This window comes from Sphingosinicella sp. (genome assembly GCF_052388015.1).
Lineage (GTDB): Bacteria > Pseudomonadota > Alphaproteobacteria > Sphingomonadales > Sphingomonadaceae > Allosphingosinicella.
Genome location: NZ_JBQTIN010000123.1, coordinates 1 through 14,875, shown reverse-complemented (window position 1 = coordinate 14,875; position 14,875 = coordinate 1). Strand labels below are relative to the sequence as shown.

General features: G+C 68.5%; 13 protein-coding genes and 1 pseudogene. 6 read left to right on the top strand and 8 right to left on the bottom strand.

The window, feature by feature from the left end:
- From ACT4N3_RS10395 to ACT4N3_RS10385, 3 genes and pseudogenes are all read right to left on the bottom strand, one after another.
- Window positions 1-306: pseudogene (locus ACT4N3_RS10395) on the bottom strand (glycosyltransferase family 1 protein); the annotation flags it as partial.
- Between the two features lie 3 nt (window positions 307-309).
- Window positions 310-1,179 (bottom strand): alpha/beta fold hydrolase, encoded by an 870-nt coding sequence (locus ACT4N3_RS10390; RefSeq protein WP_444855150.1) that lies wholly within the window; start codon window positions 1,177-1,179, stop codon window positions 310-312.
- Between the two features lie 53 nt (window positions 1,180-1,232).
- A complete protein-coding gene (locus ACT4N3_RS10385; RefSeq protein WP_444855149.1) occupies window positions 1,233-1,604 on the bottom strand; it encodes an MmcQ/YjbR family DNA-binding protein in 372 nt (123 codons plus the stop codon).
- Window positions 1,605-1,650: 46 nt separating this feature from the next.
- On the opposite strand from ACT4N3_RS10385, the gene ACT4N3_RS10380 reads away from it, so the two are divergent.
- Together ACT4N3_RS10380 and astD are read left to right on the top strand one after the other, a co-directional pair.
- Window positions 1,651-3,051, top strand: a complete 1,401-nt coding sequence (locus tag ACT4N3_RS10380; protein ID WP_444855148.1) for a protein adenylyltransferase SelO family protein — start codon at window positions 1,651-1,653, stop codon at window positions 3,049-3,051.
- Window positions 3,048-4,475 carry a succinylglutamate-semialdehyde dehydrogenase gene (gene astD, locus ACT4N3_RS10375; protein WP_444855147.1) on the top strand — a complete coding sequence of 476 codons (1,428 nt, stop codon included), beginning with the start codon at window positions 3,048-3,050 and terminating at the stop codon, window positions 4,473-4,475. Before ACT4N3_RS10380 ends, astD begins: the two co-directional genes overlap by 4 nt.
- A 133-nt stretch (window positions 4,476-4,608) precedes the next feature.
- Here astD and ACT4N3_RS10370 read toward each other — a convergent pair whose 3' ends face one another.
- Complete coding sequence (locus ACT4N3_RS10370; protein ID WP_444855146.1) at window positions 4,609-6,117, bottom strand: replicative DNA helicase; 1,509 nt, start codon at window positions 6,115-6,117, stop codon at window positions 4,609-4,611.
- A gap of 177 nt (window positions 6,118-6,294) precedes the next feature.
- Here ACT4N3_RS10370 and ACT4N3_RS10365 point away from each other — a divergent pair, with 177 nt between their 5' ends.
- Genes ACT4N3_RS10365 through dcd form a run of 3 tightly spaced genes read left to right on the top strand, consistent with a single transcriptional unit; the run spans window position 6,295 to window position 7,763 of the window.
- Entirely contained in the window at window positions 6,295-6,813 is a 519-nt protein-coding gene (locus tag ACT4N3_RS10365; protein ID WP_444855145.1) for a UPF0262 family protein, read from the top strand.
- Window positions 6,810-7,208, top strand: coding sequence for a hypothetical protein (locus ACT4N3_RS10360; RefSeq protein WP_444855144.1), 399 nt, complete (start codon window positions 6,810-6,812; stop codon window positions 7,206-7,208). Before ACT4N3_RS10365 ends, ACT4N3_RS10360 begins: the two co-directional genes overlap by 4 nt.
- Window positions 7,209-7,763 carry a dCTP deaminase gene (gene dcd, locus ACT4N3_RS10355; RefSeq protein WP_444855143.1) on the top strand — a complete coding sequence of 185 codons (555 nt, stop codon included), beginning with the start codon at window positions 7,209-7,211 and terminating at the stop codon, window positions 7,761-7,763.
- On the opposite strand, the gene ACT4N3_RS10350 is transcribed toward dcd, so the two are convergent.
- The 3 genes from ACT4N3_RS10350 to ACT4N3_RS10340 form a co-directional block, all read right to left on the bottom strand.
- Entirely contained in the window at window positions 7,760-8,653 is an 894-nt protein-coding gene (locus ACT4N3_RS10350) for a c-type cytochrome (RefSeq protein WP_444855142.1), read from the bottom strand. The genes dcd and ACT4N3_RS10350 overlap by 4 nt on opposite strands.
- 76 nt (window positions 8,654-8,729) lie before the next feature.
- Window positions 8,730-11,219: a ribonuclease R family protein gene (locus tag ACT4N3_RS10345; RefSeq protein ID WP_444855141.1), complete on the bottom strand. Its 2,490-nt coding sequence runs from the start codon at window positions 11,217-11,219 to the stop codon at window positions 8,730-8,732.
- A 161-nt stretch (window positions 11,220-11,380) separates the two neighbouring features.
- Window positions 11,381-12,847: a M28 family peptidase gene (locus ACT4N3_RS10340; RefSeq protein ID WP_444855140.1), complete on the bottom strand. Its 1,467-nt coding sequence runs from the start codon at window positions 12,845-12,847 to the stop codon at window positions 11,381-11,383.
- 114 nt (window positions 12,848-12,961) lie between these two features.
- On the opposite strand from ACT4N3_RS10340, the gene ACT4N3_RS10335 reads away from it, so the two are divergent.
- Window positions 12,962-13,831, top strand: coding sequence for a DUF4440 domain-containing protein (locus ACT4N3_RS10335; protein WP_444855139.1), 870 nt, complete (start codon window positions 12,962-12,964; stop codon window positions 13,829-13,831).
- Window positions 13,832-13,910: 79 nt separating this feature from the next.
- Here ACT4N3_RS10335 and ACT4N3_RS10330 read toward each other — a convergent pair whose 3' ends face one another.
- Window positions 13,911-14,873, bottom strand: coding sequence for a fumarylacetoacetate hydrolase family protein (locus ACT4N3_RS10330; protein ID WP_444855138.1), 963 nt, complete (start codon window positions 14,871-14,873; stop codon window positions 13,911-13,913).
- Between the last annotated feature and the right edge of the window lie 2 nt (window positions 14,874-14,875).

The window sequence follows — 14,875 nt, the reverse complement described above, 5'->3', positions numbered from 1 at the left end:
CGCCATCACCGCGTCGAACGACCCCCAATTGTAGGTGAGAACGAGATCGAAGCCGCGCATGTAGCGAGCCAGCCGGGCATAGCGGACGGGGCCCGGCTTTCCCTGAAGCGACGGCGCGTCCGAAGGAAACGCGACCTTCACACCGCGATCGATCGCCTCGCGCGCGCCAAGCCGGTCCGGCATCGCGCTCAGCACGACATGCTCCGCCGCGTCGCCCCAGGCGTTCATCAGCCGGACCGCCCGTGATTCCTTGCCGCCCAGGCTGAAGGTGGAGTGACAGTGCAGGATGCGGACGGGCGCGGCCATCGGCTAGGCCGGTCGGGCGGCCACCCGCCCAAGCAGCCGATCGATGCCGGCGATCGCCTCCGGCTCGTCGAGGGTCGGGGCGTGACCGACGCGCGGCACCACGACCTGCTCCATCGCGGGAGCCTCGGCCAGCATTTTGCCGGCCGTCTCGGCGCTCAATATGTCACTGAGCTCGCCACGGACGAGGAGCGACGGCACGTTCGCCAGCGGCCGGAAGAATGGCCAGAGATCAGGCTCGGCCACGGGGCCGGCGAGCTTGAACGGCTCGGCGATCCGCATGTCGTAATCATAGACGATCCGGCCCGCGGGGGTGAGCTTGGCCAGCCGCTTGGTGTAGACGAGCCACCGGTCGATCTCCCAGTCGGGATAGCGGTCGGCTTGCGCCTCGGCGATGAAGCGGGCGGCGTGGAGCCAGGTCGGCCAGTCCCGCGCCCGGCCAACATAAGAGCGGATATGCTCGACGCCGCGCGGTTCGACCACCGGGCCGACATCGTTCAGCAAGGCGCCGGCGAGTCGGTCCGCGTTGGTCGCGGCGAGCAGCATGGTCAGAAGTCCGCCGAGCGAGGTGCCGAACAGGACGAAGCGATCGAGCTTCAGCACGGCCACCAGCGCCTCCATGTCCTGGAGATAGACCGGCGGCAGATAGGTCATCGGGTCCTTGGCATAAGCGCTCTCGCCCCGGCCCCTCAGATCGACGCAGATCACCCGCCACGCGCCGGCCAGCCGCTCGGCGACGCCTTCGAAATCGCGCGCGTTGCGGGTGAGACCGGGGATGCAGATGATCGGCGGCCGATCGGCCGTGCCGGCATAGTCGCGATAATGGAGCTTCAGGCCGTCGCTCGATTCCCAATAGCCGTCGGTCCAGCCGGTCATGCCGCCCCCTTGATCACCTGGCCCGGCCTATCAGCGCGGTGCGCCGGGGTCCATCAGCCCCGTGCGTCCAGCTCCTTGACCAGCCGCTTGGGCGCCTGGGCGCGATAGCTTTCTTCCAGCCATTCGCGCCACTGGTCGAGCGCGGGCATTTCGTCTTCCGTCGGCATGAAGCTGACCCAGCCGGACCGGCCGAGCCCGTAACCGGTCGGCACGGCGAACGGCAGATCGAGCGCCGCCGGGCCGGTATAGGGGAGCTTGACCGACAGCATGAACCGCTCCGACCCCATCGCGGGAAGATAGGCGAACGTCTTGTCGTTGACGGCGAGATCGTCATGGTCAGGCCATGGCGCCTTGCGATGCGCGCCGGGAAAGGCGAGCCCGAAGGCGCGCAACTCCGCGACCAAAGCGTCCGTTTTCCCGCTCATGCCTCATCCTCCTCGCCAGCGGCGGCTTCTTGGGACAGTAAGGATCATGGCTTCAACCCGCTACCGCCCCGAGCGCGCCATCCTGGAGCTGGGCGGCGATTTCTACGATCCCGTGGTGGCGGCCGAGTTTCCGCAGACCATCCTGCGCTTCCGAAACGACCGCGCCGCGGCCGGGGTCGGACTCGACGGCCTGAGCGACGCGGCGTGGATCGATCATTTCGGTGGCTTCGCGTTGCTGCCGGACAATCTGACCGAACCGCTGGCGCTCCGCTATCACGGCCATCAATTCCGGGTGTACAATCCCGATATCGGCGACGGCCGCGGCTTCCTGTTCGCGCAGCTGCGCGACGATGCGGGCCGGCTGATGGACCTCGGCACCAAGGGGTCGGGCCAGACCCCCTACAGCCGGTTCGGCGATGGCCGGCTGACGCTCAAGGGCGCGGTGCGCGAATTGCTGGCGACCGAGATGCTGGAGGCGCTCGGGCTGGAGACCTCGCGGACCTTCTCGCTGATCGAGACCGGGGAGGCGCTGGAGCGCAACGACGAGCCCTCGCCGACGCGTTCCGCCGTCTTGGTCCGCCTGAGCCACGGCCATATCCGGATCGGCACCTTCCAGCGCCTCGCGACGCTCGACCAACCGGACAATCTGCGTAAGCTCACCGATTATTGCCTCCGCCACTTCTTCGCCGACGAGAGCGGCGATCCGGCGCGGCTGCTCGATCATGTCGCGGCGCGGACGGCGCGGCTGGCCGCTTCCTATATCGCCGCCGGCTTCGTCCACGGTGTGCTGAATTCCGACAATATCAACGTCACCGGCGAGAGCTTCGATTACGGTCCGTGGCGGTTCACGCCGTATTGGGACGGCGCCTTCACCGCCGCCTATTTCGACCATGCCGGGCTTTATGCCTTCGCCCGCCAGCCCGAGGCGATCCACTGGGACCTCGTCCAGCTTGCGCTTTCGTTGAAACTGATCTCGACGGCCGAGGCGCTGACGCCGGCGCTCGATACCTTCGCGGACCGTTTTCGCGGCGCACTCCGCGACGCGGTCTTCGCCAGGCTGGGCGTTCTCCCCGGCGAGCTCGCCGACGATCTCGCGCTGATCGCGGCAATTGAAAGCGCGCTCGCGACGGAGACCGTCACAATCGACCGCTTCTACTTCGACTGGCGCAGCGGCTCGCTGCGCGCGGCGACCGACCGCTATGACGGCGAAGGGTTCGCCGAGGTGCGCGCCGGCCTCGCACGCCTCGCGCAGGCGCCAGGCGCGCTCGACCACTCCTATTGGTCGGACGCGGAGCCCTGCGCGATGCCTATCGAGGAAGTGGAAGCGATCTGGGCCGCGATCGATCGCGAGGACGACTGGGCGCCGCTCCACGCCAAGATCACCGCGGCGCGCCGGATGGGCGCGGCGCTTGAAAAATCCACCGGCTCCGGCATGAAGCCCGCGTGACCGCGACCCTGACCTCGTTCGAGCCCGCCACCGGGGCGCAATTGTGGTCGGGCGCGGTCGACGATCCGGACGCGGCGGTGAACGCGGCGCGCGCCGCCTGGTCGGGCTGGGCCGCAAAGCCCTTCGCGGTCCGGGTCGAGACCTTGCGGCGCTTCGCCAATGTCGTGCGCGCCGAGCTGGAGCCCTTCGCCGATCTGATCGCGCGCGAGACCGGCAAGCCGCTCTGGGAAACCCGCACCGAGGTCGAGGCGGTGATCAAGAAGGTCGACATTTCGGTGTCGGCCTATGCCGAGCGCAGCGCCCAGCGCCGGCAGGAAGGCGATATGGGGGTGCGGGTCGCGGTGCGGCACAAGCCGCATGGCGTGCTGGCGGTGCTCGGTCCCTATAATTTCCCCGCCCATCTGCCGAACGGCCATATCGTCCCGGCTTTGCTCGCCGGCAATGCGGTGGTGTTCAAGCCGAGCGAGAAGACGCCGGCGGCCGGCGAGCTCCTCGTGAAGCTCTACCATCAGGCGGGCGTGCCCGAAGACGTGGTCGCCTGCGTCCAGGGCGGGCCGGAGACCGGCAAGGCGCTCGCCGCCCATGCCGGAATCGACGGCCTGCTCTTCACCGGCTCGGCCCGCGCCGGCGGCGCGCTGCATCGCCAGTTCGCCGAAATGCCGCAGAAGATCCTCGCGCTGGAGATGGGCGGCAACAACCCGCTCGTCGTCTGGGACGCGGCCGACGTGCAAACCGCCGCGACGATCGCCGTCCAATCCGCTTATATGAGCGCCGGCCAGCGCTGCACCTGCGCCCGCCGGCTGATCGTCAAAGACGGCGATCACCAGCCGCTGATCGACGCCATCGCGCGGCTGATCGACCGGATCATCGTCGATCACCCCCACGCCAATCCCGCCCCGTTCATGGGCCCGGTGATCGACAATGACGCCGCCGATGCGCTGCAGGAGGCGGTGATCGACCTGATGGGCAAGGGCGGCCGGGCGATCCGCCGGCTCGACCGTCCCCGGCACGACCGGCCCTTCCTCACCCCCGCTTTGATCGACGTCACCGACATCCAGCGCCGCCCCGACGCCGAATTGTTCGGCCCGGTACTGCAGGTGATCCGCGTCGCCGATTTCGACGCCGCGATCGCCGAGGCGAACGCGACCCGCTTCGGCCTCTCGGCCAGCCTGGTCGGCGGCTCGCCGGAGCTTTACGACCGCTTCTGGGCGAACGTCCGGGCAGGCGTGATCAACCGCAACGGGCCGACCAACGGCGCGCCCTCCAAGGCGCCGTTCGGCGGCATCGGCCTTTCCGGCAACCATCGCCCGAGCGCCTGGTACGCCGCCGATTATTGCGCCTATCCGGTGACCAGCAGCGAAGCCGACAGCCTGCGCGCCAATATCGGCGTCGGGCTGGCGGACCCCAACACGATCGCTTCTTAATCCTCCCTGCGAGCGAAGCTCGTGGGGAGGGGGACCGCACGCAGTGCGGTGGAGGGGCGACTGCCGCCGCCAGCCCCTCCACCGGCTTTCAGCCGGTCCCCCTCCCCATCCGCTTCGCGGACAGGGAGGAATTTTAGCCGCGCATCTCCGGCAAATATTCCGCCTCGGCATGGTCGCTGAAGCGGGTGATTTTGGCGTCGAACTTCAGCCGCACCTTGCCGGTCGCGCCGTGGCGCTGCTTGGCGATGATCAGCTCCGACATCTGGTAGACCCGCTCCATGTCGCGCTGCCAATCCGCATAGGCCTCGAAGATCTTCGCGTCATCGTCCTGGAGCGGCTTCTTCGGCTCGCGGCTCGCGACATAATATTCCTCGCGATAGACGAACCAGACCATGTCGGCGTCCTGCTCGATCGAGCCGGATTCCCTGAGATCCGCGAGCTGCGGGCGCTTGTCTTCGCGCTGCTCGACCGCGCGGCTGAGCTGCGAGAGCGCCAGCACCGGCACGCTCAATTCCTTGGCGAGCGTCTTCAGGCCGCGCGAGATTTCCGAAATTTCCTGGACCCGATTGTCGTTGGAATTGCGCCCGGTGCCCTGGAGCAGCTGGAGATAGTCAACGACGATCACGCCGATCCCCTTCTGCCGCTTGAGCCGCCGGGCGCGGGTGCGCAGCGCCGCGATGGTGAGGCCCGGCGTGTCGTCGATATAGAGCGGCAGCGTCTCGAGATCGGCGGCGGCGCGCGCGAGATTCTTGAAATCATGCTGGCTGATCTTGCCCATGCGCAGCATCTCGGAGCTGATCCCGGACTGCTCGGCGAGGATACGGGTGGCGAGCTGATCGGCCGACATTTCGAGGCTGAAGAAGGCGATGCCGGCGCCGGCCGAGCGCTCGGGCGCGATCTGGTCCTCGATATCCTGCACCATCCGCCGCGCGGCGTTGAACGCGATGTTGGTGGCGAGCGCGGTCTTGCCCATGCCTGGCCGGCCGGCGATGATGACGAGATCGCTGTGATGGAGGCCGCCAGTCCTGGCATTGACCGTCTCGAAGCCGGTTGTGATGCCGGACAGGCCGCCGCCGGTGTTGAGCGCCTTCTCAGCCATCCGCACCGCCTCGGCCGCCGCCTTGGCGAAGCTCTTGACGCCGCCCTCGGTGTCGCCTTCCTCGGCAACGCGGTAGAGCGCCGCCTCGGCCTGCTCGATCTGGCCCTTGGGATCGACCTCCTCGGACGTATCGAGCGCGGTCTCGACCATCTCTCGCCCGACTCCGACCAGCGCGCGGAGCAGCGCCAGATCGTAAATCTGGTCGGCGAAATCGCGCGCGCCGATGATCGCCGCGCCGGAGCCGGTGAGCTGGGCGAGATAGGCCGGGCCGCCCAGCTCCTTCATCTCCGCGTCCGCATCGAACAGTGGCCGGAGCGTGATCGGACTGGCGATCATGTTGCGGTTCAAGAAAGCAAGGATCTGCTCGTAGATCCGGCCGTGCAGCGGCTCGTAGAAATGCTCGGGGCGGAGCTTGAGCTGGATGTCCTCGGCGAGCCGGTTGTCGATCATCAAGGCGCCGAGCAGCGCCGCCTCCGCCTCGATATTGTGGGGCAGGGATTGCGCCGTCGGCGGCGAGTCGATCAGGGTCAGCGGCTGGGCCATGCGGTCGCCTATACCGGCCGGCCTCCGGGGATAAGGGGTCGGCCAAAAACTCCCGTGAGTTGAATTGTGGACTATACCTTAAGTCATTCCCGCGAAAGCGGGAATCCATGAACAGCGCCGTTCGAGGTGGGCTTCGGCGAGGCTGGCGCGGCCATGCTGCACCCGCTAACAAAGCTCATGGCCGACGCCCGCATCATCACCATCGAGCTGGACGAGCGATCGATCCTGAAGCGCGGCGCGGACATCGAGCAGGAGCGCAAGATCGCGATCTTCGACCTGCTCGAGGGCAACAGCTTCGCCGTCGCCGGCCGGCCCGGCCCCTATCGCATCCGCCTGCGCGTCGAGGAAGGGCGGCTCGCGATCGAGCTGACCGACGAAGCGGGCGCGTTGCTCGACACGATCCGGATGGGCCTCGGCCGCTTCCGCCGGCCGATCCGCGACTATTTCCTGATCTGCGAATCCTATTTCAAGGCGATCCGATCCGATTCGCCGCGTGGGATGGAGGCGATCGACATGGCCCGCCGCGGCCAGCACAATGCCGCCGCCGAGCTGCTCCAGGAATGTCTGAAGGACGAGGTTGAGATGGACTTCGACACCGCGCGGCGGCTCTTCACCCTGATCTGCGTCCTCCACATCAAGGCGACGCCCGCGGCGGTTGACGGGCATGGCCGCGGCCCGGCATCGCACGCGGCATGATCCTTGCCATTCTTGCGTCGCTGCAGGCTCCGGCAGACAGCTTACCGATCGTACGGGTCGTTGGTCCTAACCATTACCAGGCTACCGGCCGCAATCCTTCCTGGCTGCTGATGATCACAGAGCGCGAGATTGGTCTGAGAATCGTCCCTTCTGGTGCCGTCAGCCCGGCGGACTATGTCGACACCAGGTTTCCGCGCACGGAGCCTGATGTAGATGGCAACGTCACTCTGTGGCGATCGAACGAAGGCGGTCGAGCCATTTCCGTTGAGGCCAGGCAAACGCCAACGCGATGCGAACTGCGCGGACGCAGATATGAAGACTATGTGCGTGTCACGATAGGAGCGCGCATGCTGAACGGTTGCGGCGGCCGCATGATACCGGAAGGTCAGCGATAGATGGCGATCCTTTCCGACAAATGGATTCGCGCGGCGGCGACGGAGCGCGGGATGATCGAGCCGTTCGTCGAATCGCAGCGGCGCGACGGCTGCATCTCCTACGGCCTTTCCTCCTACGGTTATGACGCCCGGGTCGCCGACGAGTTCAAGATTTTCACCAATGTCGATTCGGCAGTGGTCGATCCCAAGGATTTCGCCGCCAACAGCTTCGTCGACCGCAAGACCGACATCTGCATCATCCCGCCGAACAGCTTCGTGCTCGCCCGGACGGTGGAATATTTCCGCGTGCCGCGCGACATTCTCGTCATCTGCCTCGGCAAATCGACCTACGCGCGCTGCGGGATCATCGTGAACGTGACCCCGCTGGAGCCGGGCTGGGAAGGCCATGTGACGCTGGAGTTCAGCAACACGACGCCGCTGCCGGCCAAGGTCTATGCGAACGAGGGCGCCTGCCAGTTCCTCTTCCTCCAGGGCAACGAGCCCTGCGAGACCAGCTATGCCGACCGCGCCGGCAAATATATGGGCCAGCGCGGCGTGACGCTACCCAAGCTCTAGCGCTGCGACGTGCGCGGCGGCGGGTCCGTGACCCGTCGCGCGCGGGCTTGGAGATAATCGTAGATCTGGTCGATTTCCGCGTCCGTGTAGTGGCGCAGCTCATTGAGCGCTGCCTCACGCATCATGCCGAGGTCGCGCCCGCCCGGCGGACGGCCGGTGCGCATCAACACGCGGAACTGATCGCGGCTGTATGCGCCGGCGATCGACAGGCCGGGCGAGAAGACGTCGGGCATCGATTCGTCGCCCGACAAGTCGGGCGCGTGGCACCCGGCGCACTGGAGCGACACCAGCCGCCGGCCGAAGGCGGTGGCGGGGCCGGCATCGAACGGCAGGCGGGTGCGGAACTCCTCCATCCGGTCGCGCTGCGACGGAAAGCCGCCCATCGCCAGCGCGAAGCGGCCGATCGGCCCCCATTCGAGATTGGACAGCCGATCGCCGCCGGGCGGCAGCGAGCGGATATAGGCGACGAGCGCGGCGACCTCCGCCTCGTTCAGCCGCGAATAGAGCGCCGAAGGCATGACATAGAGCGCACGGCCGTCATGGCCGATCCCCTGGCGGATGCCTTGCGCGAGCTGCTGGTCGGTGGTCCGCGCCGCCAGCTCGACCAGGTTCGGCACCCAGACGCGGACGACATTCGGCGCCTCGAACATCATCCGCCCGCGCAAGCCCTCGCCATGGCAGGAATAGCAGCCGAGGATGCGCGCCTGACGTCCTCCTTCGGCGAGTTGCGTCGCGTCGACTGCCGGCAACCGCTCCGGCGCCGCCTCATGCGTCGCCCCTAGCAGCCGCGCCGAGAAGAACCACACCCAGAAGGCAAACAGCAGGGCGATTGCCAACAAGCCGACCAGGCAGACGACGGTCCAGCCGAACCAACGCAACGCTTTACGCATGAGCCCTCCCCGCGACGGCGGATAATATGTGCCGGCCGTCGAGGCTCAAGCCCAATCGATCGCGCGTCGATAGGGCCTATCTTCGCCCCCGGTGGCGAGTGTTCGCCGGCCGGCCGCGCCGCCCCGGGGCGCGCCGGTCGCGGCGTTGCGGCGCCGGCCGGTCCGCGCCCGCGTCCGGCAGCGCGAAGCGCAACGCGCCGCTGACCGGATCGGCTTCGACGAGGCGCAGCTTCAGGCGCTGGCCGGGCGCATAGGCTTCGCCCGTATTGTCGCCGACGAGGCGCTGGGACCCTTCCTCATAGCGGAAATATTCGTCGCCGAGGCCCGCCGCCGGCACCAGCCCGTCGCCGCCGAGCCCTTCGACGGTGGCGAAGAAGCCGAAGGGCTGCACCCCGGTGATCCGGCAATCGACCACCGCGCCGACCTGGTCGGCAAGGAAGGCGGCGACATAGCGGTCCATCGTTTCGCGCTCGGCGACCATCGCCCGGCGCTCGAGATTGGAGATCAGCTCGCCCGTCACCTCCATCGCCGCTTCTTCCTCGCCGGTGAGGCCGCCCTCGCCGAGGCGGTAGGCGCGGACCAAAGCGCGATGGACGACGAGATCGGCATAGCGGCGGATCGGCGAGGTGAAATGGCCGTAGGAGCCGAGCGCGAGGCCGAAATGGCCCTGATTAACCGGGGCGTAATAGGCCTGGGTCTGGGTGCGGAGGACCTGCTCCATCACCTGCGGCTTGAACTCGGCCTCGCCGACCAGTTCGATGATGCGGTTGAACGTCTCGGGCCGCACCACCTGGCCGAGCGCGAACTCGATCCCGAAGGTCTTGAGGTAATCCTTGAGCGCGACCAGCTTCTCGCGGCTCGGCGGCTCATGGACGCGGTACATGACCGGCGCCTTTTTCGCCTCCAGCGCCTTCGCCGCCGCGACATTGGCGGCGATCATATAATCCTCGATCAATTTGTGGGCGTCGAGCCGCTCGCGCGGGGCCACCGAGAGGATGCGGCCCTTCTCGTCGAGCATCACCCGCCGTTCGGGCAGGTCCAGCTCGAGCGGCCCGCGCTTCTCCCGCGCCTTGTACATCGCCCGCCAGCAGGCCCAGAGCGGCTTCAGGGTGGATTCGACCAGCGCGCGCGGCACCGGTCCCTCGGTCTCGATCTCCGGCATGGAGCAGGGGGAGGAGAATATCTCGACCTGTTCCTCCCCTCCCGCTTGCGGGAGGGGATTGAGGGGTGGGCTCCTTGCTTCGTCACGCCCACCTCCAGCCCCTCCCGCAAGCGGGAGGGGGGAAAGCGCGTCGATCGCCGCCTGCGCGTCCTCATAGGCGATGTTGGCGGCGATACGGACGCGGGCGCGGGTGAAGCGCCAGCTCTTCAGCGCGCCGGCCTTGGTCACCTGGAGATGGCAGACCAAAGCGGCGCGGTCCTCGCTTTCCTTCAGCGAGCAGATGTCGGCGCTGAGCGTCTCGGGCAGCATCGGCACCACCCGGTCGGGGAAATAGACGCTGTTGCCGCGCTTGCGCGCCTCCTTGTCCAGCGCGGAGCCGGGGCGGACGTAGAAGCTGACATCAGCGATCGCGACGATCGCCTTCCAGCCGCCTTCATTGGCCGGATCGTCATCGGGCGCCGCCCAGACCGCATCGTCATGATCGCGTGCATCGGCCGGATCGATCGCGACTACGGGCAAGTGGGTCAGGTCTTCGCGCTCAAATCCTCCCCGAGCTTGCTCGGGGAGGGGGACCGCTCGAAGAGCGGTGGAGGGGTTCTCAACGCCTGCCCCTCCACCATGCTTCGCATGGTCCCCCTCCCCGAGCCGAGCTCGGGGAGGAACCAGCGGCTGCTTCGCCACCCGCTCCGCCTCTGCCAGCACGCTGTCCGGGAATTCGTGCGGAATCTCGTGCTTGTGGATCGCGATCAGGCTGAAGCTGCGGGGCGCGAAGGGATCGCCGAGCACGGTATCGACCCGCGCCGCGATCCGGGGCGGGCGGCCGGTCTTCTCGGCCAGCACGAGATCGCCGGCCTGCGACTCGCCCAGATCGGCGATCGGCAGCTCGCGCCGTTCCTTTTTCTCGACCGGGCGCAGCCAGTGCCGGTCGCCCTCCTTGTGAACGACACCGAGGACGAGCTCGCTGCCGCGCATCAATTTCTTCATCGGATGGGCGATCCAGCCGTCCCGCCCTTCTTCCGTCCGCGACAGGATACGGTCGCCGACGCCGAGCGCCGCCGCGCCCCGCCCCTTGCGCTCCATCACCCGGAGGCGCGGCGGCGGCTCCTCCGCCTCCCAGCGCTCCGGCACCGCATGGGCGCGGCCGGCATCGTCGACGTCGACGACGCGCAGCACCGTCACCTTGGGGATACCGCCCATGCGGTGGAAGGCGCGGCCCGGACCGGCGTCGATCAGCCCCTCATCGCCCATGTCGCGCAGCATTTGCTTCAGCGCGATCTTTTCCTGCCCCTTGAGGCCGAAGGCGCGCGCGATCTCGCGCTTGTCCGCCGGCCGGTCGGAAGCGCCGATGAAATCGAGGATCTGCTGGCGGGTCGGGAGGCCGCCTTTGGTCGGTTTACGCGCCACCTATTCCCCTCCCTGCAAGGGAGGGGTGAGGGGTGGGTTAGGCCGGCGGGGGCTCGATGCCCCCGGCGGACTTCCTCCACCCGCGCAAAGGCGCGCTCGGCACGGCATCGAGCCGCACCGATCGCGACCCACCCCCGACCCCTCCCTGCAAGGGAGGGGGGTCACTGCCGCGCCGGCTGGGCCGGCTGGGGCGGGGGCGCGACATAGGGCCGGAACGCGCCGCCCGGCACCGTGGAAGCGACCGGGCTCTCCGACCCGTCCGCCGCGACCGACGATACGCCGAACACCCAGTCGTCGACGCGGATGCCGCGCAACACCATGTTGCATAAGAGATTGCGCCAAAGAATCGGTCCGTGAACCACGTGACCGCTCTCCTGCCGACAATCCGTGCTGTTCATCCGCCGGCTGTGCTGCCACTGCGAGGCATCCGTCCTCCGCCAACGAACGATATAACTCCCAGCGCCCGGCGATCCGTTCCAGACGAGCGCCGTATCTGTTGAAACTGCGCCCCCGACGGTCGGCGCCGGCGGCATTGGCGCGCGCGCTAGCGCGGCGAGCGCCGCGACATTCAGCGCCGTCACCCGGCGCAGATAGGGAAAATCCATCCGCTCGATCGTGTCGCCGTAAACGATGCCGTTCTCGGTCCTGAGATCCTGGTGCTGCCAGTTGTAATTCTCGACCGCGACCGAGAAGCGGACCGCCGGGAAGCCGGCGTTGAGGAACTCGGTATGGTCGCCGCCGCGGCCGAAGCGGTCATTGCGCCAGATCTGGCGGACGTCGAGGCCGAGGCTGAGGTCGCTCGCCAGGCTCGCCAGCCAGCGCGACAGGTTGCGCGAGGGCGAATCGTTCTCGCCGCCCTGGCTGCGGACCTGCGCCCGAAGCTGGTCGCCGCCCTGCCAGCGCAACCCTTCGGAGAACACCCGGATGTTGGCGTCGTCGCAGACGCCGTCCGAGCCGCAGCTGTTGCCGATGATGTCGTTGTTGAGGTTGGCGACGACCTCCCAGCCCTGCGCGCGGGCATAGTCGGCGAGGATGCGGCCGCCAACCAGGCCCTGCTCCTCGCCGGACAGCACGCCGTAGACAATCGTGCCGGGGAAGCGGTGGCGGGAGAGCACCCGTGCCGCCTCGATCACCGCCGCGGTGCCGGAGCCGTCGTCATTGGCGCCCGGCGCGTCGGCGGTGGCGTTCATCGGATCGGTGACGCGGCTGTCGATATGGCCGGTGATGATGACGACGCGGTTGGGGAATTCCGTGCCGCGCTGGATGGCGACGACATTCTCGACCAGGCTCGGATTGGGGATGCGCGGCGGGCGGGTCACCGTCTCGCCGGTGCGGATGACCTGCAGGCAGCCGCCGCAATCGCGGCTGAAGCGGCCGAACTCCTCCTCGGTCCAGCGCAGCGCAGCACCGATGCCGCGCGTCGGATGATCGCGCGCCGACAGGGTGTGGCGGGTGCCGAAGCCGACCAGCCGTTCGACCGTCGCGCGCAGGCGATCCTGCGAGACTTCGGCGGCGAGCGCGGAGAGCGGCGCGGGCGGCGGGGCGGCGGCGGCGCGGCGCTGGCGTTGGGCCTGGGCGCCGGCGGCGAGGGCCAGGAGCGCGGCGGCGAGCAGGAGCGGTTTCCTCATGGCCCGCCGCGATGAACTCCTTCGCGGCGGCTGGCAAGATGGCGGCTGTCGAGGCCGGCGCGGCGTTTGTCGAAAGCAGCGGGCGGCACAGGCGCGGCAGGCTAATCAGCCGACATGAGACGCTTCCTCGCCTTCATCGCTGCGCTCTTCCTCGCGCTTCCGGCGCACGCGCAATCGCCGCAGGAGGCAGCGGACGCTTTGCTCGCCGCCGACCGCGCCTTCGCGACCGCCGCAGCTTCCGCCGCCGACTCCGCCGCTGCCCTGGCGCCGATGTTCGACGCCGGGGTGTGGATGGCGGTGAGCGGCCGACCCCATCTCGGCCGCGAGGCGGTGCTCGGGGCGCTGCGCGCCAGCCCCGCCTACCCGGCCGGAGCGATGAGCTGGACGCCGATCCGCGCCGGCACCTCCGCTGACGGGATGCAAGGCTTCACCTTCGGCTATCTCAGCCTCACCGGCGGCGACCCGGCCCGGCGCGAGCGCAAATATCTCGCTTACTGGGTTCGCCGACCTGACGGCTGGCGGGTCATCGCCTATCGCCAGACGCCGCGCGGGGCCGGCGAGGTTTCGCGCGAGATGCGCGCGCCGTCGCTGCCCGGCCGCAGCGTGCGTGGCGCTCTCATGGCGCATCAGGCGAGCCTCGCCGCCGCCGAGCAGGCTTTCTCCGACCGCGCCCAGCGCGTCGGCCTCAGCGCCGCCTTCGCCGAATATGGCCGCGAGGACGCGATGAACATGGGCGGCCCCGGTGACTTCACTTTCGGCGCGGCGGCGATCTCGCAGGTCGTGGACGCGAGCGGGGCGACGACCAGCCCGGTGCGCTGGTCGACCGAGCGCAGCGTGGTCGCGGTTTCGGGCGACCTCGGCGTCAGCATCGGCACGATCCGCCTCAACAGACCGCCGCCCGAAGGCCAGCCGGCGAGCTTTCCCTTCTTCACGGTGTGGCGGCGCGCCGGGCCGGGCGCGCCCTGGCGTTACATGGCGGAGTAGCCATCCGTCATTGCGAGGCGCGAAGCGCCGCGGCAATCCAGTCTGGATTGCTTCGCTTCGCTCGCAATGACGAACCGGGCTAGGCGGCGCTCACCGTCTGCTCGATCGCGCCGAAGATCGAGCGGCCACGCACGTCCTCCATCCAGATGCGAACGGTGTCGCCGGCCTTGAGGAAGGGGGTGGCGGCCGCGCCATCAAGGATCGTCTCGACCGTTCGCACCTCGGCGAGGCAGGAATAGCCCTTGCCGCCGCGGTCCACCGGCCTGCCGGGGCCGCCGTCCGCGTCGCGGTTCGAGACGGTGCCGGAGCCGATGATGCTTCCCGCGCCGAGATTGCGCGTCTTCGCGAGGTGGGCGACGAGGGTGCCGAAATCGAAGGTCATGTCGACGCCAGCGTCGGCCCGACCGAAGGGCTGGCCGTTGAGATCGACGTTGAGCACGCCGGAGAGCCTGCCGTCCGCCCAGGCATCGCCCAGCGCGTCGGGCGTCGCGAAGACCGGCGACAGCGCCGAGGCGGGCTTGGACTGGACGAAGCCGAAGCCCTTGCCGAGCTCGGCCGGGATCAGGTTGCGCAGGGAGACATCGTTCACCAGCCCGACCAGCTTGATATGATCGAGCGCGTCTTCGCGCGAGACGCCGCGCGGCACGTCGTCGGTGACGATCACGATCTCCGCCTCGAGGTCGCAACCCCAGGCCTCGTCGGCGAGCGGGATCGGGTCGCGTGGGGCGAGCATCTCGTCCGAGCCGCCCTGATACATGAGCGGATCGGTCCAGAAGCTTTCGGGCATCTCCGCGCGGCGCGCTTTCCGGACCAATTCGACATGGTTCACATAAGCCGATCCGTCCGCCCACTGATAGGCGCGCGGCAAGGGCGCGTCGGCCTTCCGCTCGTGGAAGCGGTCGCGCGGGATGACGCCATGCTCCAGATCGGTGGCGAGGAGGCGGAGCAGCGGCTCGGTCCGCGCCCAATCGTCCAGCGCCGCCTGCAAGGTCGGCGCGAGATGGCCGGCGTCGGCGCACCAGGCGAGATCGTCCGACACCAATA